Raw genomic sequence first — 17,105 nt, forward strand, 5'->3', positions numbered from 1 at the left:
ACGAGTACTAAAATGTCGATCCCTTTAGATTTTAAAGAATTGTCACCTGCGGAGATGTTGACAGCATCACGTGAATTTTCAGCCACCTTGCAGCGTCGCCGTAGCGTCCGTGATTTTTCGGATCGCCCAGTTGATCGAGAAATTATCGACAATGCCGTACGGGCGGCCGCGTCGGCACCTAGTGGCGCCAATAAACAACCTTGGCATTTTGTGGTAATTGAAGCGACCGAGACTAAGCAGCTTATTCGTAAAGCAGCTGAAGCCGAAGAGCAAGAATTTTACAACGGGCGAGCGCCGCAATCATGGTTGGACGATCTAAAGGTATTTGAAACCGACGAGCACAAACCGTTTTTAGAGACAGCGCCATATTTGATTGCGGTATTTTTACAGCGGAACACGATCGACGAAGAAGGAGTAAAGCACAAAAATTATTATATGCCTGAGTCGGTTGGCATTGCTACTGGAATGTTGATTTCGGCGCTGCATTTTTCCGGCTTGGCGACGTTAACGCACACTCCCAGTCCGATGAAGTTTCTGAATGAGATATTACAACGGCCGAGTAATGAGAAGCCATATATGTTGATCGTGGCGGGTTACCCGGCTGATGACGTGACGGTGCCAGATATCGAGCGTAAACAGTTCAATGAGGTGGTGAGTACCTTTTAAAGACTGCGGTTGGCCAGCTGTGACGCAAGATGTTGGCGTGTTTCAGTTGGGTCGATGACCGCATCAATCTCTAGTACGCTGGCGACTTCAATGGCCTGACCGCGTTGATACTGTTCATCGAGCAATGATTGATACAACGCTTCCCGCTTAGCGGTGTCTGGCTCGGCTGCCAGCTGTTTACTGAAGCCGAGTTTTACCGCGCCTTCGAGCCCCATAGGGCCAAACTCGCCGGTCGGCCACGCTAATGTGTAGTTGGGGCGGTGAGTACTGCCGCCTAACATCGCTTGCGCGCCTAGGCCATAGCATTTTCTTAGCACTACTGCCCAAAGTGGCACTGTTAATTGTGCTCCAACACGAAATAACTCGGCTAAGCGTCTTACTGCACCGAGCCCCTCATGATCTGGGCCAACCATAAAGCCTGGGGTATCACACAGGGTCAGCACGGGGATTGAAAATTGGTCGCAAAGTTGCATAAAGCCAGCCGCTTTCTCTCCGGCTGCGACGTCAATGGCGCCACCGAGAACCGTGCAGTCATTGGCCATGATGCCGATCGACTGACCTTCAATGCGAGCGAAGCCGGTAATGATACCGCTGCCATAGCCGCGTTTTAATTCGCACCATGAGTTAGTGTCCGACAAGGTGTTAATAATGTTGCGCACTTCATAAGTCTGGCGTCGATTAATCGGCATGATTGACGCGAGTGGTGTTTGCTCCGGCGCTTGCCAATCGAGACGTTCAGCTTGGAAGTACGAAAGCACCTGGGTCGCGAGCTCTGCCGCATGCGCCTCGTCGCGCGCAACAATGTCAACTACCCCGTTAGTTTGCTGGATTGAAATAGGGCCAATGTCTTTAGGTGCAAAACTCCCTAGACCACCGCCTTCTATCATCGCGGGGCCAGCCATGCCAATCCAAGATTGTTCAGTGGCTATGGTGATATCTGCTGCGCCAAATAGTGCTGCATTACCGGCAAAGTTATAACCATTGGCGACGGCTATGCGTGGTACTTGGCCGCTTAAGCCAGCCCATGTGCCAAATGAGGTGCAATGCAGGCCCGAGTTAACTGTGGTGATATCGGTGTCACCAGGCCGACCGCCGCCGCCTTCAGTGAACATAATTATCGGCAGATTTTGTTTAGACGCAACATGCAACATTCGGTCTAGTTTCTGATGGTGGAAGAAGCCTTGGGTTCCTGCCAATACCGAGTAGTCATTAATGATTAGTGCGGTGGAGTGTCCGTTTACTTGTGCAACCCCTGTAATGATGCCATCTGCCGCGGTGCTGGTTTTGAGTGTCTCGTAATCGGTTCGGTTGCGCTGCGCCGCGACCGCAAGCTGACCGTATTCCTGAAAATTATCGAGGTCATCACATAGCGCCGATAGGTTTTCCCGAGCGGTTCGGTAACCTTTAGCGTGGCGCTTAGTGGTTGCGTCGGCTCTGGCGTCGTCTAAGCTGAGGGCTTGGCGTGCCGCTAAGGCCGCAATACTTGGGTGTGGGGTTTTATCGCTTTGCTTGATATCGGCTTTGTGTGTGGTCGATTGGTCAGCCATTATGCTAAGCAGTGAAGCGCCACGTTGCACATTTTGACCGTTTGCGACGAATACCCATTGAACTTGGCCAGAGTGTTCAGCTTCAATCCGCACATGAACCTTCATCGACTCCAGTAACACTAATAATTCACCGGCTTTAACGGTTTGGCCGACACCGATATGGACTTCAAGCACGGTGCCGGTTAGTGGTGCGGGTACCTCGGTTACATTCGACATATCAATACTATTTAGCGGTTTGGATTTTTATTAAGCGCGCGTCCTGGCCGTCGGTGAGTACATATAGATTGCCATCTGGCCCAACTTCAATGTCGCGCAAACGTCCGCGCAATTCTTTGACAACAATGCCTTCGTCGACCAGTGTGTCATTTTCTACGCGAGTTTGACGTATTGAGCCTTCTGCAAGTGAGGTCGAATACAAATAGCCTTTGAGGTAGGTCATGCTAGACGGTGCAATAGACGGGGTCCAATCTACCAGTGGTTGCTGCATATCTGGGTAGTCGGTAAAAGGTGAAATACGCGCACCGGTATAATCGACGCCGCGAGTGATAATCGGCCAGCCATAGTTCAAGCCGGGCTTTATCCGGTTGATTTCATCCCCACCTTTGGGGCCATGTTCATTGGCGAATACCCGATCAGCAACCACCACCATGCCTTGATGGTTTCGATGACCTAGGGACCAGATTTCTGGTTTGGCGCCTGTGGTATCAATGAAGGGATTATCTGCTGGCGGTTTGCCTTGTTGGTCGACTCGAATAATCTTACCCAGGTGCGAGTCAAGCCGTTGCGCGTGTTCGCGATAGTTAAAGCCGTCGCCAACGGTAAGCAGTAAAGTGCCATCACTCAATTGTGCAATACGCCCAGCAAAATGATGCGCTGTGGAGCGCATTGGCGAGCCGGTAAAGAGAACATTCTGGTTAATCAGTTCGCCATCATGGAGTTCAGCCGAGATAAGACGTGTAGCATTTTGCTTGGCGGTGCCGACCGCGTAACTCAAATAGAGTTTGTTGTTCTCGCTAAAATTCCTATCCAACAGGATATCGAGTAAGCCGCCTTGCCCAGCAAAGTAGACTGCTGGGATGCCGCTGATGGCTTGTGGTAGAAGCGTGTTATTGCGGACCACACGAATCTTGCCAGCTCGCTCCGTAATGAGAATGTCGCCGTTGGGTAAAAACGCCATGGCCCACGGCGAGTCTAATCCGGTTACCAGAGTACTTATCGTGGAGTTTGGCTCAATCGGCGACGCGGATGCGGCGTGTAATCCAACTGGTGTTGACAGCATCAACGTTGTCGCAAGCAAGGCCGTGAGCGATGCTCGGCGTACTAATTCCTTGGTATATATCATGGGGCGGTTATTCAGGTCTTGTGGGGCGTGTTAATTGAGCAAATAAGTAGCCGCCTAAGCCACCAGCAAGCGCTTGAAATGCGATTCCTAGGTTGCTTCTAGCACCAGCTATTGGCATAAGTTGTAATTGCCAACTCATTACTATTAGCAGCGTGATTACCGCAGATGACCCGGCAAACACATACCAAAATAGGCGATTGCCTCCGATGAACTTAGCGCAGGCTGCAGCCGCCACAAAGGCAATCAGTAATGCGGCGCCAAACGCTAGCACTAGAGTTTGCAGAATAGCTAGATCAGCAATAGTCATCGATAGGCGAGTCTTTAATGATATATCCGCACCAATTGCCTGTAGCTCATGCAGTACAAATTGGCTCGAAAAAAACGATCCGAGTAGACTGGTAAGCACGGTGGCGGCGACTAAGGCCGCCAGATAGTTCAAGGCTGTTTTCATTGACTACTCGGGCTTTTTAAACAGCAGCGTCATGCGATTAGACTCGCCGATCGCCTCCATGCTGGCGCGTTTTTCTGCGTCATCACGTGCGCCGCTCAAGCTCGGCGGTAAGCGCCATACGATATCGCCTTCAGTTGCTTGGTCATTCGGATTCTCGTTAATTGCGGACTCACCAATAAACTCAAACCCAGCGTTAGTCATAGCCTCTTTTACATGGCTTTTCTTTAAGTAGCCGTTGCTGCCGTCGGCCCAAGAGTCGGGTCGGTCTTCGCGCGCTTGATGCTGAACGATGCCGACAATGCCACCCGGTTTTAATACGGCGAGAGTATCCTCAAGCGCACTTGTGAGAAACCCGCCTTTGGTTTCAAACCTTGCAAGATTATGTAGGGCGCGAATAAACAGTACGGCATCGGCTGAGCCTTTCATTGTGTCGGGTAGTTCAGCAAACTGAAATGCAGTGATTTTAGCGCTGTCGGCATCCCGCCAAGCTTCGGCGTCGGCAGTCCAAGTGGCAACCCACGATTTCTTGGCTTCGATGGCGTCTGGCTTCATCCACTCGAAATTTGGCCACAAAGCTTGTTGATAATCGACTCCAACTAAGGTGCCATCAGCCCCGAGCACCGGTAGTAGTATTTTACTGTACCAACCGCCGCCAGGCAGTGCTTCAACTACTGTCATTCCGGGTTTGATACCGAAAAAATCAAGTGTCTGTTGTGGATGACGGTATTGATAACGGGCTTTAACGTCATCCGATTGAGTCGCCAAAACGGTAGCTAAGGTGTTTTCTTCGGCAAAGGCAGATGCTTGAATAACTAACAGGCATGCACTGAGCAACGTCGTTAAGGTAATTTTCTTCATGTAATTTCCTCCGTTTAGTAGTTATATGATTGTTTGTTTAATATGAGGATGCGGAAACACTAATGATGGTCGCAACGCTTCGCTAATTCTCGGGTAGAACTCCGTGATCACAAAAGCATTATCGGTTGATACTACACCAAATGCTTGGTCTTGTAAGTGAAGCGGCGCTAACTCGGCTGACTGCCCGCATTAGCGGAGAACCCAGTAAGCTAACTGCAAGCTAACCGACAACACTATATCGTTCTCGTCGCCATGTGCCACGCTTACTGACCACTTCGGGTTATGGTGATACGTTAATCCGTAAGCGGTGTCGTCGCCATCCCAAACTAAGCTTGCTGCAATGCCTCGTCCGGGGCTCGCGGCGTCATTGCCGGATTCGCTATATTTCCACCAATAGATTCCCAGTAGATCCACATTGATCGTTGGTTGAATTCGATGAGGTTGATCGGATAGATAACTTAAGCCTAATGTCGGACGAAGTGCCAGTAACTTGTAGTTGGGCGGGCCGGATAAGCCAGTTTTTTGCGGTTGATATATTAGAGAATTAACGAGTACCTCATGCGGCCAGAGTTTAATAGTGTCGTCTTTATAACTTTGCCATTGTTGTTCGAGGGTCTGATTGAACTGCAAGCTCGCTAGTTTGTCGGGCCGGTTAAGCGAGTCAGATAAGGCGCGATAGTAGCCAGCTATCAGCCATAATTGTTGTGCTAATTGAGTTGCTCGGGCGCAATCGGTTGTTGCGTGTGCTTGACAAAAAGGAGTCACCAGGTCGTCATACAGATTGATGGTTGTGGTGCCGCCGTTAGCCACTGGGAACTGTATAAACCCGGTTCCTGCGTCTCGAGTGATGCTTCGGTTAATCTCATTGATTACGCTAGTGCGAGCATGACCGACGCCTATTTCAGCGGCAGTACTCAAGCGAGTTAAAGCGGGGCGGATCGTTGCTAATGGCGTATAAAACTCACTTTGTTGGGCTAACCAACAATCGATAGATTGAGTGGTTTGCTGAGGTAATGTGTCGGATGATTGCGTTGCCAATAACACATTGGTGAGTTGTTGCTCGGCGTCGGGTAAATTCATTGCCAATTCGCCAGACAGTGTTGGGTCGAGCGCGGGGCAGGCCGCACTTGAGTAACAAGTCATCAGCATTAATAACGCCACTAACCATTTCATGCGATTGACTCTTCATGATGGTGGGACACCTCGCCAAACTTCAAGATCAAGTTCACATAGGTTTGCCAAGAATCTGTTTCATGTTCATGCGAATGTTGGATTAGTTGACTTAGTGCATCGCGCAACTCAAGGGATACTTTGGGGCCCAAGGCTGGAAAGTCGCTACAACGCGTGTCGGACTCGGTCAATAACCGTTTGAACCCGCTTAAGTCAAAAATCTCATCGGTAATTTTAGGGTGCAACATGTAATGCGTGAGCCCGTGTACATTGGTCTCATGAACATGATCCAGCACGATGTCTTTATACACTGGTCGGCCTAAGTGGTTAGCTTGTTTAAGTCCTTCTGGCCAATGCTGTAGGCGAGTTGGTACCATGCGTGCGATTGGGTCAAAGCAGTTTGTTATCGTTCGTAAGTAGTCATAAGTGTAATGCGGATACACATCGCAAGGAGGAAATTGGTCGTGGTTGAGCGGTAGGCTAAATAAATCGGTCACATCCGAGATCTGCATTAGAAATTTGATGCGATAGCCTTGTTGATAGAAATTGCTTTTGTCGGTTGCGGCGGTACGGATATTTTGCAGTGTGTCGTTGATAACACGAGTGCCGAGTGAGTGGGCCACGATGCCAAATTGATCGCTGGTGCTATGCCGACTGATATGCTGGTAGAGTTGCTTGGCCACCAGAGCATTAACTTGCTCTTTGACGATCGACATTTTATACAGCACCACATCGACCAAATATGACCACAGAAAATGCTTATGCGTCACGGCATTGGTAACTAGGGTCGCGGCTAATTGTTCGCGCTCTCGATCTGGTAGCGTCAGTGCGTCGCTGAAAACGGCTTTGCCTAAGTCGGCGAAATCATCAAGGTAGTCTTCAAATGCAGAGTCGTAGCAGATTGGCACTACTTCAATATGCTCTTGCATCGGCGTGTTGAGCTTAATGCTACGCTGCCAAGCCTCGCTTAATCGTTCAATCGCTTGGTCCGCCCAGCTAGGGTCACGGTGAATGCCTATCCCGTGAATCAAAAATAGAGTGAACTTTGCCATTCGGTTACTTATAACTCGTTTTTAATACAGTGTACTGCGGATTACGGGTTGGCGTCATCTAGTAAGCGTACCTCCTTTAATCCACGGTGTTACGATTCTAGCCGCACTAATATGCACAAACATTAGCTAGTCATGTTGGTAGTGCGATACCGCGCATTCGGCTCCGCTAGATTCTTTTGCCTCAGGCCAGAATATTAAGTGATAGGCTTATACCAATAATAATAAGCAACTTACTCGATAAGTTGCGTATGTCGATGGCAATAGCGCTACTCGATTAAAACCTGAGGAGGCTCTCGTAATGACAAAGTACGAAAGTGCCGGCTATCGTCGGTATGTATTGATAATTCTAACCCTAGTGTACGCCGTCAATTTCATCGACCGTCAATTACTGACGATCCTACAAGAGTCGATCAAAGTTGAATTAGACCTTTCTGACCTGCAGCTCGGACTTTTAACTGGCCTAGCATTTGCGATATTTTATGTACTGGCGGGCATCCCGATTGCTCGCCTTGCGGAACGTTCAAGTCGTCGTAATATTATTGCGGCGTCGATTGGTATTTGGAGCCTAATGACCGCCCTGAGTGGGTTTGTTGCTAATTATGCACAGCTGGTTCTGGCGCGCATTGGGGTTGGCATCGGCGAGGCTGGTTGCAGTCCGCCGGCGCATTCTATGATCTCTGACATGTACCCGCCGGAGCAGCGTGCCTCTGCACTGTCTTTTTACTCGACCGGCATCAATATCGGCATTATGTTCGGTATTTTGTTTGGCGGTATTATTAATGAGTATTTCGGATGGCGTACTGCATTCTTGGTTGTAGGTTTGCCGGGTTTAGTGGTTGCCGTTATTGTTTGGATAACGGTTCAAGAGCCGATTCGTGGCTGGTCAGAAAAAAGTACTGTCGAGCAAGAGCCGGCGAGCTTTATGCGTGTGTTGAATTTTATCTTGGCGCGCGGTTACTTGGTTCACGTTAGCATCGCTGCCGGATTGAGTGGTTTTGTTGGTTATAGTCTTACTAGCTGGACGCCACCATTTTTTATTCGTAGCTTTTCAATGGGTACTGCTGAATTAGCTTGGTGGCTGGCTGCCAGCGTTGGTTTTTTAGGGGCGTTGGGCACCTTTGGTTGGGGCTATTTGTGTGATCGTTACGGACAAAAAGATAAGCGCTGGTATTTATGGTTACCTGGTTTAGCCATTTTGCTCGCAATTATTCCGGTTTGTATCGTATTTACCGCGACCGATAAAATGACCGCCTTGATTGCCAATATGTTTATGGCATTTTTTATGACCGGATACCTTGGTGCCACGCTAGCCGTGTTGCATGGCACAGTGGAGCCGCGTATGCGGGCGACGGCGTCGGCGCTCTATTTTTTGGTGTTGAATATTATCGGCCTAGGATGCGGTCCGACCTTCGTTGGTTGGATTAGTGATTTATTGCGACCGGAATTCGGCGATGAGTCATTGCGCTATGCGGTGCTCTATGTGATACCCATTGTTTGTGTATGGTCGTTTGTGCATTTTATACTTGCGGCGAGGGGTATGTTGAAGGCCAACGAGTCATAAGGCTCCCTACTATTTCGTATCTTTATTTGTTTGTCTACTGGAGAAAAGAATGTCGGACTTAATTTTTTATACAAACCCTATGTCACGTGGGCAAATTGTGCGTTGGGCGCTGCACGAAGTTGGTGCGGAGTATCAGCAGGTTTTGGTCGACTATGGCTCGAACATGAAGGGCGATGACTACCGCGCTATCAACCCAATGGGCAAGGTGCCGGCGATCAAGCATGATGGGCATGTGGTGACAGAATGCGCCGCCATCTGTGCTTACCTCGCTGATGCTTTTCCAGGCGCGGAATTGGCGCCCGAACTCGATCGGCGTAGTGATTATTATCGATGGTTGTTCTTTGCTGCTGGCCCATTAGAGAGTGCTGTTATCAATAATAGCTTGGGGTTTCATGTTGATGATAGTCAGCAAAAAATGGCGGGCTACGGTAACTATCAGTTGGTTGTTGATGTGTTAGATCAAATGTTAGGCGAGCGATATTACGTGTGTGGTGATCATTTCAGCATGGCTGATGTCTATGTTGGCAGCCAAGTCGATTGGGGCGTGCAGTTTAAGACGTTGCCAGACACTGATAATTTTAATGCGTACGCGGAGCGCCTGCGTGCACGGTCCGCATACCAAAAAGCCAAGCAAATAGATGCAGATCTAATTGCTAAAACCGCTGGCTAAAGGGGCTAATATGCAGTCAGAAAAAATCCACACTAAAGCAACAGATCCAATATGTTGAAAGGTAAATGGTTCAAACGGCTCACTTTGTTTGTTGGGTCGGCCTTGATCGCGGCAGCACTTAGTTATCAGGCGATTCTTAAAGGTTGGTTGGTACCCAAGTTAACGCCGGATGCTGTGTCGCAGATAGTGGTTCCGCATTTAACCGTGTTTCGTCCCGATGGTGATGGACCGTTTAAAACGGTGTTGATGTTTCATGGCTGTGGCGGCGACCAGCAACAGCAACAGTACTGGGGCGAAACACTTAAGCAATGGGGCTTCGCGGCGGTCTATGTTGATAGTTATGCCGGTCGTGGCATTGACTCGAGCCGTGCCAGCACGAAAGTTTGTCGTGGCCGTGAGTTGCTCGGTGGTCAGCGTGCTGGTGACGTGTTGGCAGCGATCACATGGGCCAATCGCCAAGCATGGACAGCCAAACAAGATATTGTGTTGATGGGTTGGTCGCATGGTGCATGGAGTATTATGGATGCGTTTGCTCAAGATGCCGCTAAACAATTGCCGTTTGGAGTGTCAGCTCCGTTTGCTTCGGGCTTAGATTCAATCCATGAAGTGGTATTGTTTTATCCGTACTGCGGCGTGGCCTCGGCTACCAATGAACAGGGTTGGCGCTTGCAACCGAAACTGTTGACGATCGATGTGGCGGCCGACTCCGTGGTCGGCGAACAAGCCTGTTTGTCAGCTTACGATTCAATTATAAAATCAGGCAGCTCGGTGCAACAGCACGTATTCGACGGTGTTGATCATGCATTCGATGTGGATGCGGTGTCGGTCAGGGAGGGGCGAACTGTGCGTTCGGCTAAGCAGGCTGCGGTCGCTTCGTTGGATAAAGCCAAACTGATTGTGGAGATGTTTCTGCAGTAGTTAGTCCGTGCGGTTTTGTAGCGCTCGAATCGCGCTGCCGATGGCTATTTCGCCACCACCTAATACTTGTGCGGTGATGCCACCGTGTCCACGCAGCGCGTTGTAGCCGCCAGCGCCGAAAATGGCCTCCATCCGAGAGCATGGATGACACAAGCCAGTGTAACGGAGATGAGCATCGCCGATTAAAAACTCTTTGTCTTTTAACGCCAGTAAATTGAGGCCGCTTACGGCGATGTTACGCCTGAGTTGCTCTGGGCGACACTCGGGTATATTTAGTAGACTTGCCAGCACCGGCAAGTGCTCAGCTTGAATCAAAGTGACGTGGCGCTTGCCGGTTCGTCCGGCATATCGGTCTCCCACCAGACCTTGATTGGAGCAAGCCAGCACTGAATCAACGGCGGTTATGGTGGCGTTTCTTTGTGGTCGCAAGCCGATCCATGTAACGCGTCCGACTTGAGGTATGGTTGCCATCAAGTCGGCTAACGTCGTTTGGGTCATGGATAGATGCCATCTAGAAAACTTTGCAGTTGCTGGCCGACTTCCAGCGGCGCCTCGAACTGAGGTAGATGGCCGACATTGGGAAAGACCACTAACGTCGAGTTTGGTAAGGCGGAGTTAAGTGCTTCTGCGTAGGCGACCGGCAGCAGCGAGTCGCCTTGTCCCCATAAGATAAGACTGGCAGCGGTAACCAGCGGTAATTTGTCATTGAGTCGAGAATGTTTGCCCTGTTGGGCTTGCTCAACTAGATCATTCATTACCGGTATCTTGGCATTCAACTCATTCGCTAAGTGCTGCAAGACTGGGCGCGGATACTGTGGTTGCGTTACGAACAGCTGCGCAAACAGCTCCTCAAAAAACGTTACACTGACACTCTCCGGGTAGCGCCGGTAGGCTGACTCTTCAGCGAGTTGAAAGCCGCTTGCGTTTAGCAACACCAGGCCATCCACTCGATGCGGATGTTCCATCGCATAAGCCGCGGCTATGTGCCCGCCCATTGAGTTGCCGCCAATTACAAAACGATTGGCGTTAACCGTGCGCAGCAGGCTATCTACAAAGTCGACCTGACCTTGAATGCTGTGGTCACGGCCGAGCAGTGCGGCGTTAGCACCGTGTGCTTGTAGATCAGGTAGGATAATCCGGTAGCGCGAGCTTAAGCTCTGTGCGGCGGTAACGAAGGTGTTCTTGTCGTCTCCTAAACCGTGTAATAGCACCAAAGTTTGGCTGTTGTTTTGGCCACCTTCATAATAATGCGCTAAGTAACCATTGATATCGACAGAGCGGTGCGTTAACCCCGCCGCATTGGCCGCTGCGGCTTGCAAGCCTTGCAACATGATTCCGGGATATACAAAGTAGATACTGGCTCCCGCCAGCCCAATCAAAATTGCTAGGCTGGCGAGTGCTTTCAATAAGCCTTTCATTGATGCGACTCAGATTAAGTTATTGAATTAGGCTGGCTTCACGGATAGCCTTGAATTCATTGCCTTCGCTCCATTGCGGTTGGTCGTTGCTATTGCTAATTGCTACGCCAATACGAAAGTGGGCATTCAAGTCCTGGAGGATTCCGCCGTTGTCCCATTCTGGGTGTATTTCATCGGCCGCCTTGTGGTAGCGTTCCGCTAGGTATTTGTCGGATTCTTGTTGACCATAGCCAGCTGGTTTACCGCGTACCTTTAAGCCTGCTTCGGCATACAGCATTGGCACTCCTTTCTTAGCTAAGTTGAAGTGGTCAGATCGATAAAAGTAACCTTTCTCGGGAGTTGGTTCGGGCACTAGCACACGATTTTGTTTCTCGGCTTCGTGACGCAGGTATTCATCCATTTGTGAATTGCCATAGCCAACCACCACGATGTCGTCGGTGGCGCCGATAGTCGACATGCCGTCGACGTTGATACCGGCGATCGTTTTATGCATAGGGAACGCAGGGTTTTCCGCGTAGTACTTCGAGCCAAGTAGGCCAGACTCTTCGGCGGTGACGGCCAGAAACATAACCGAACGCTCAGGCGCCGTCGGTAAGGCTTTAAATGCTTGGGCCAGCTCGATTAGCGCCGCTGTGCCAGTTGCGTTATCTTGCGCGCCATTAAAGATCGCGTCTTCGCCATCTGCCACCGATTTTACGCCAAGATGATCCCAGTGAGCGGTGTAGATAAACAATTCATCAGGGCGGGTACTGCCCTCAATCAGCGCGCCAACATTATACGATTTTGATTGGCGGCTGGTGATCTCCAGTGATGCCGAGGCCGTTGAACTCATGCTAATTGGAGTGAAACCTGGTTGGGTAGCCTTAGCTACCATCTCGGTATAATCAAGCTTATTGCTTGCAAACAAAGACTGCGCGGCATCTTGCGTCATCCACGCTTCGACCGCCAAATTGTTTTGGTTGCCGTCTGCGGTGTACAGATTGTATTGGGGACCTGACCAACTGCCGCTTACCACTTCCCAAGGGTAGCCAGCTGCGCCATCTTCATGAACGATGATGGCACCAGCCGCGCCTTGCCGAGCGGCTTCCTCGTACTTATACGTCCAGCGACCGTAGTAAGTCATCGCGCGGCCTTTGAACAGCTCGTCATTCTCAGCTCGATATCCTGGGTCGTTGACTAAAATGACGGCCGTTTTACCTGTCATGTCGATTCCGGCGTAGTCATTCCAGCCGTACTCCGGTGCAACTACACCATAGCCAACAAATACTAATTCAGATGCTTCGAGTTGTGCAGCGTCACCAGTACGTGAGGTGAACGACACCGATGACTCTTTGTAAGGTAGAACTTGCGATGTGCCATCTTTATGAGTCAACGTCAACGCTGGGTTGTTGGTAATGGTCAACTCCATTAGCTCTACACCTTGTCGGTAGCTGGTGTCGCCATCGCCCCCAAATGCTGGTTTGAGTCCCAACTTATTGAACTCATTTTCAAGGTAAGAAACCGTTTTTTCGCCACCCGGTGTTGATGGCGCACGGCCTTCAAATTCGTCTGATGCAAGCGTTCTCACATGCTGCATAAACCCGGCATCATCTATTTGGCTGGCGGCCGTTTCAATAGAAGCGGCATCAATTACCGGCATTGATTGGGCGGCTTGGTCGGTGTTGGTTGCGCCGGCTTCAAGCTTAGTTTGCTGCGGTTGGTCGCATGCTGTCAACGTTAGGCTAAAAGCAGCAATTAGCATCGAAAACATCGTTGTCGACTGAATATGGCTGCCAAATCTAGATTTGGAAATAGTGGGCATCTTGAGTGTTCCTCTTGCTACGATTTAGTGGTGGCGTTTTGTGTCGCCTTTTTCTTTGTGGTGCGCTTTTTGGCAACCTTTTTCTTTGCATTGACCTTTTTTGAAGCACGCTTCTTACTGACTTTTTTGCTGGCCTTTTTAGCGTCGAGTTGTTTTATGTTGGTTTCCGCCTTTGACTTTTTAGCGAGATTTTCTGCTGCAGCAACTTTGAGTTCTTCAAAGCTGTCGCGAATACATTGCATAAAAAAGTCGACGTCGGGCATGGTGCGTCGACACGATGTGGCGCTAAAGGTCATCATGCCGTTATAACTGGTGACTGCGATAAACAAGCCCATACGATCAGATAGTGGTCCCAAGCCCATTTGATTAACTAGTGTGGCACCGTTCATATACACCGGTACTTGAGGTCCTGGCACATTGGAAATACAAACGTTGGTCATGCGGCCGGCCATTTCTGATCGCATCATTAGCCGCGCGGCTAATAGTTGCGTGCTGGCAGGAATATGACGAGTGACATCGGTCATAAGTCGAGCGGACATACCTTTGCGAGCGGCTTTTTGTTCTCTAGTTTCGGCATGAATCGCTTTGAGTCGCTCAACCGGATCGGCTACGTTGGTATGCAGTAATGGTGACATTGTACTGATGTTATTGCCTGGTTGTTCAGCCTCTTGCAAGCTGCCGCGTGGTCCGCGCACATTGACTGGCACGAAGGCACGCAGTGATTCGCCGGGGAGCTCTTTATGGTGGCCTAGATATTTACGTAAGGCTCCGGAACAAACCGCTAGTACCATGTCATTAATCGTGCTGCCGCTGGCTAAGCCACGTATTGGTTTGAAATCGCTCAGTGGGAATGTGGTGCAATCAAACACTCGGTGCGGTGACGTTTCGAGGTTAAAGCGCGTCATTGGTACGCTAACTTTGGCGTCACGTTGTTTTTCTGCGATCTTGTTTTTAACTTGTTGCACAATTCCCGGCGCGTAACGCATGAAGGTATTGGCAACTTGCATTGGCGAGCGCGCGTAATTTAGTAGCCCGCGAGCGGACATTTGAAACGGGGTTGGTCGCTCGTAGCGGTTGGAATTAATGCGTTGCTTGGTTGGCATCACTGGCGTGCCTTTTAAGTCGATGTCCATTAGGCCACCGAAAAAATTCACAATGGCCATTCCGTCTGCGGCGGCATGGTGAATCTTGGTCGCCACCGCATAAGCGCCTTCGGGTATGCCAGGAACATTATCGATTCCTTCAATGACATACATTTCCCACGGTGCGCGTTGCATATCCAGAGGGCGTGAATGAAAGCGTGCAAGGTGGATGCACAATTGTCGCCAATCAGCCGGATGCGGCAAGCGGCCGTGGCGGATATGGTATTCAATGTCAAAGTGCTCATCTTCAATCCAATATGGATAATCAAGTTCAAGTGGCACATGATAGATTCGACGTTTATAGATCGGCGAGGTGTGCAGACGACTACGTACATGCTCGATGATCTCTTTGAATCGAACGGTGCCGCCCGGTGCTGTTGATGGGTCGAAAATAGCGACCGATGTCACTTGAGACAAACTTTTGTTGGTCTCCATATAAAGAAACTGAGCGTCTTGAGCCGATAGCTGTTGCATAGTCTTGGATGAGTTAAATAACGCGTGGGGTTAATATTACTCCAAAAAGCAAGTTGCTTCCTTACTGGAATTGTTAAGGCATCACTAAAATATGTTCAGCATAACTCGGACTTTCTTGTAAATACCCCGCGTTGAGGTAGTATTGAACGCTCATCATAATGATTCGCAAACAAACGTGCCTTGAGTGCATGCATGGACTTATACAGCAAAGTTATTAAAGAAGTAGAAGCATCTCCCGAGGGGCCTCAAATCGGGGCTTTCTTCGATTTTGATGGTACGGTAATTTATGGGTACTCTGCGACCACATATTTGCGCGAGCAAATAAAACGCGGAGACCTAGCGCCGCGACAGCTAGTAGAGTTGGTCAAGGTTATGACCGAGTTCGGTTTAGGGAATATGGGGTTCTCGGCGATGATGACGGCTGCTTCGCAATATCTTGCTGGAATCAATGAAGACGACTACCTCGATTTTGCTGAGCGGTTATATACCAAGCACATCGCTAAGTTAATCTATCCTGAGTCTCGGGCGCTGATCGAAGCTCATCTGCGCAAAGGCCACACGGTGGCACTGATATCAGCGGCAACGCCGTATCAAGTAATGCCCGCTGCGCGTGAGCTCGGCATTGAAAATGTCCACTGTACCCACTTGGAGGTGGTTGGTGGTAAGTTCACTGGCGCGGTGCTTAAGCCCACTTGTTATGGCATGGGTAAAGTCGATGCGGCGGAAAAGATGGTCGAAGAGCGTGGTATTGATATTCACCAAAGCTACTTCTACAGCGACAGCGATGAAGACATCCAACTGCTTGAGTTTGTCGGTAAACCTAGACCACTAAACCCGAATAAACGACTGCGTAGAATTGCCAAGGGCCGCGGTTGGCCAGTCCAGGACTTTAACAGTCGAGGCAAAGCATCAGTATTCGACTATGCTAAAACTTTCGCTACGCAGATGAGCATGGTGACATCGTTTGCGGCAGGGCTACCGATTTATGCGCTGACTGGTTCTATGAACAAGACGCGTAATTTCTCAACTTCTTTGTTCGCCGATACCGCGTGTGCGCTGACCGGCATTGAGCTTGATGTGGAAGGTGAAGAGAATGCGTGGGCGCATCGACCTTGCGTCTTTGTGTTTAATCACCAGAGCCAAGCCGACGTAATTATATTACCAACGCTGTTGCGACGAGATTTAGCGGGCGTAGGCAAGAAAGAGATCGGTAACGTGCCGGTCTTGGGGAAGTTGATGCAATTGGGCGGTACAGTGCTTATTGATCGAGAGAATTCCCGTTCCGCAATGGAAGCCATGAAACCATTGGTTGATGTGCTGCAAAAGGAAGGGCGTTCAGTGTGTATTGCTCCTGAAGGAACTCGGTCGACGTCTACTAATCTTGGGCGTTTTAAGAAAGGTGCATTTCATTTAGCAATGCAAGCTGGCGTGCCGATTGTGCCGATTGTGATTCACAATGCCATCGACGTTGCGCCGCGCGGTCAATATGTGTTTCGGCCTGCTACGGTCAAAGTCAGCGTGTTGCCAGCGGTAGATACTAGTCAGTGGAAAACCGAAACGATGAATCAACACGTCGAGCAAGTTCGCGATATGTTCTTGATTGAATTGGATCAGATGCGTTTTCAGCCAAGTCGTGAAGAGTCACTAAAAGCCGCTGAGAGTGCTTCGAGAATTCGCTCAAAAGCTCGTCAACATGCCTTAGAGATAAGTGAAGCGCAGGCTTTGACAGACAAAGCTGATGCCGCTGCCGAGGCGGCAAACGTTGCTCAAGCTAAAGTGTCGGCGCGCAACAAGTCTGAAGCCGCGAAGAAACAAGCTGCTGCGGTTAAGCGTTCGGCAAGGTCCGTCGTCAAACAGCAGAAGCGCAAACTCAACTCACAAGCGCAAGCTAAGCTAACAGCAGAACGCAAGCCAGTCGTTGCAGCGAGTAAAGAGGTGAGTCGAGCCGAGTCAGCACCTCGACGTGGGCGTCGACGGTCGAGTAAAAAGGCGACTGTTCCGAAAGTGTCTGCGCGCACCTTAGCCGAATAGAGTA

General features: G+C 49.9%; 15 protein-coding genes. 5 read left to right on the top strand and 10 right to left on the bottom strand.

The features are described from left to right. Positions 1–12 precede the first annotated feature (12 nt). Positions 13–666, top strand: coding sequence for a nitroreductase family protein (locus tag DFR28_RS12330; RefSeq protein ID WP_113954676.1), 654 nt, complete (start codon positions 13–15; stop codon positions 664–666). Here the strand turns inward: DFR28_RS12330 and DFR28_RS12335 are convergent. The 6 genes from DFR28_RS12335 to DFR28_RS12360 form a co-directional block, all read right to left on the bottom strand. After that, entirely contained in the window at positions 663–2,429 is a 1,767-nt protein-coding gene (locus DFR28_RS12335) for a carboxyl transferase domain-containing protein (protein ID WP_113954677.1), read from the bottom strand. The genes DFR28_RS12330 and DFR28_RS12335 overlap by 4 nt on opposite strands. Before the next feature lie 7 nt (positions 2,430–2,436). Beyond that, positions 2,437–3,555, bottom strand: a complete 1,119-nt coding sequence (locus DFR28_RS12340; RefSeq protein ID WP_113954678.1) for a PQQ-dependent sugar dehydrogenase — start codon at positions 3,553–3,555, stop codon at positions 2,437–2,439. A gap of 7 nt (positions 3,556–3,562) precedes the next feature. Next, positions 3,563–4,006, bottom strand: a complete 444-nt coding sequence (locus DFR28_RS12345; RefSeq protein ID WP_113954679.1) for a hypothetical protein — start codon at positions 4,004–4,006, stop codon at positions 3,563–3,565. Between the two features lie 3 nt (positions 4,007–4,009). After that, positions 4,010–4,864: a class I SAM-dependent methyltransferase gene (locus tag DFR28_RS12350; RefSeq protein WP_113954680.1), complete on the bottom strand. Its 855-nt coding sequence runs from the start codon at positions 4,862–4,864 to the stop codon at positions 4,010–4,012. Positions 4,865–5,053: 189 nt separating this feature from the next. Continuing rightward, on the bottom strand, positions 5,054–6,037 hold the full coding sequence (locus DFR28_RS12355) for a hypothetical protein (RefSeq protein ID WP_113954681.1): 984 nt from the start codon (positions 6,035–6,037) through the stop codon (positions 5,054–5,056). Further along, a complete protein-coding gene (locus tag DFR28_RS12360; RefSeq protein WP_113954682.1) occupies positions 6,034–7,086 on the bottom strand; it encodes a hypothetical protein in 1,053 nt (350 codons plus the stop codon). The genes DFR28_RS12355 and DFR28_RS12360 overlap by 4 nt, the downstream gene beginning before the upstream one ends. 298 nt (positions 7,087–7,384) lie before the next feature. On the opposite strand from DFR28_RS12360, the gene DFR28_RS12365 reads away from it, so the two are divergent. The 3 genes from DFR28_RS12365 to DFR28_RS12375 are packed head-to-tail and all read left to right on the top strand — an operon-like array spanning position 7,385 to position 10,235. Then, positions 7,385–8,647: a spinster family MFS transporter gene (locus DFR28_RS12365; RefSeq protein ID WP_113954683.1), complete on the top strand. Its 1,263-nt coding sequence runs from the start codon at positions 7,385–7,387 to the stop codon at positions 8,645–8,647. A 49-nt stretch (positions 8,648–8,696) separates the two neighbouring features. After that, on the top strand, positions 8,697–9,317 hold the full coding sequence (locus DFR28_RS12370; RefSeq protein WP_113954684.1) for a glutathione S-transferase family protein: 621 nt from the start codon (positions 8,697–8,699) through the stop codon (positions 9,315–9,317). A gap of 51 nt (positions 9,318–9,368) precedes the next feature. Next, positions 9,369–10,235 (top strand): dienelactone hydrolase family protein, encoded by an 867-nt coding sequence (locus DFR28_RS12375; protein ID WP_113954685.1) that lies wholly within the window; start codon positions 9,369–9,371, stop codon positions 10,233–10,235. Here DFR28_RS12375 and DFR28_RS12380 read toward each other — a convergent pair whose 3' ends face one another. Genes DFR28_RS12380 through DFR28_RS12395 form a run of 4 tightly spaced genes read right to left on the bottom strand, consistent with a single transcriptional unit; the run spans position 10,236 to position 15,070 of the window. Next, the gene (locus DFR28_RS12380) at positions 10,236–10,733 is read right to left on the bottom strand and encodes an MOSC domain-containing protein (protein ID WP_113954686.1); all 498 of its coding nucleotides are present in this window, start codon (positions 10,731–10,733) and stop codon (positions 10,236–10,238) included. Next, the gene (locus tag DFR28_RS12385; RefSeq protein WP_113954687.1) at positions 10,730–11,653 is read right to left on the bottom strand and encodes an alpha/beta fold hydrolase; all 924 of its coding nucleotides are present in this window, start codon (positions 11,651–11,653) and stop codon (positions 10,730–10,732) included. Before DFR28_RS12385 ends, DFR28_RS12380 begins: the two co-directional genes overlap by 4 nt. 19 nt (positions 11,654–11,672) lie before the next feature. Further along, the gene (locus DFR28_RS12390; RefSeq protein WP_211316986.1) at positions 11,673–13,454 is read right to left on the bottom strand and encodes a M28 family metallopeptidase; all 1,782 of its coding nucleotides are present in this window, start codon (positions 13,452–13,454) and stop codon (positions 11,673–11,675) included. Positions 13,455–13,471: 17 nt separating this feature from the next. Continuing rightward, positions 13,472–15,070 (bottom strand): WS/DGAT/MGAT family O-acyltransferase, encoded by a 1,599-nt coding sequence (locus tag DFR28_RS12395; protein ID WP_113954689.1) that lies wholly within the window; start codon positions 15,068–15,070, stop codon positions 13,472–13,474. Between the two features lie 192 nt (positions 15,071–15,262). On the opposite strand from DFR28_RS12395, the gene DFR28_RS12400 reads away from it, so the two are divergent. Continuing rightward, a complete protein-coding gene (locus DFR28_RS12400) occupies positions 15,263–17,101 on the top strand; it encodes an HAD-IB family hydrolase (RefSeq protein ID WP_113954690.1) in 1,839 nt (612 codons plus the stop codon). The last annotated feature ends 4 nt before the right edge of the window (positions 17,102–17,105 follow it).

The organism is Arenicella xantha (genome assembly GCF_003315245.1).
GTDB classification, from domain to species: Bacteria; Pseudomonadota; Gammaproteobacteria; order Arenicellales; family Arenicellaceae; genus Arenicella; species Arenicella xantha.

Bases quoted from the DNA above. Each gene is read 5' to 3' on its own strand.
- DFR28_RS12360 (WP_113954682.1), bottom strand. From the start codon at position 7,086: ATGGCAAAGTTCACTCTATTTTTGATTCACGGGATAGGCATTCACCGT.
- DFR28_RS12385 (WP_113954687.1), bottom strand. From the start codon at position 11,653: ATGAAAGGCTTATTGAAAGCACTCGCCAGCCTAGCAATTTTGATTGGG.
- DFR28_RS12355 (WP_113954681.1), bottom strand. From the start codon at position 6,037: ATGAAATGGTTAGTGGCGTTATTAATGCTGATGACTTGTTACTCAAGT.
- DFR28_RS12400 (WP_113954690.1), top strand. From the start codon at position 15,263: ATGGACTTATACAGCAAAGTTATTAAAGAAGTAGAAGCATCTCCCGAG.
- DFR28_RS12390 (WP_211316986.1), bottom strand. From the start codon at position 13,454: ATGCCCACTATTTCCAAATCTAGATTTGGCAGCCATATTCAGTCGACA.
- DFR28_RS12375 (WP_113954685.1), top strand. From the start codon at position 9,369: ATGTTGAAAGGTAAATGGTTCAAACGGCTCACTTTGTTTGTTGGGTCG.
- DFR28_RS12380 (WP_113954686.1), bottom strand. From the start codon at position 10,733: ATGACCCAAACGACGTTAGCCGACTTGATGGCAACCATACCTCAAGTC.
- DFR28_RS12350 (WP_113954680.1), bottom strand. From the start codon at position 4,864: ATGAAGAAAATTACCTTAACGACGTTGCTCAGTGCATGCCTGTTAGTT.
- DFR28_RS12335 (WP_113954677.1), bottom strand. From the start codon at position 2,429: ATGTCGAATGTAACCGAGGTACCCGCACCACTAACCGGCACCGTGCTT.
- DFR28_RS12330 (WP_113954676.1), top strand. From the start codon at position 13: ATGTCGATCCCTTTAGATTTTAAAGAATTGTCACCTGCGGAGATGTTG.
- DFR28_RS12340 (WP_113954678.1), bottom strand. From the start codon at position 3,555: ATGATATATACCAAGGAATTAGTACGCCGAGCATCGCTCACGGCCTTG.
- DFR28_RS12395 (WP_113954689.1), bottom strand. From the start codon at position 15,070: ATGCAACAGCTATCGGCTCAAGACGCTCAGTTTCTTTATATGGAGACC.
- DFR28_RS12345 (WP_113954679.1), bottom strand. From the start codon at position 4,006: ATGAAAACAGCCTTGAACTATCTGGCGGCCTTAGTCGCCGCCACCGTG.
- DFR28_RS12365 (WP_113954683.1), top strand. From the start codon at position 7,385: ATGACAAAGTACGAAAGTGCCGGCTATCGTCGGTATGTATTGATAATT.
- DFR28_RS12370 (WP_113954684.1), top strand. From the start codon at position 8,697: ATGTCGGACTTAATTTTTTATACAAACCCTATGTCACGTGGGCAAATT.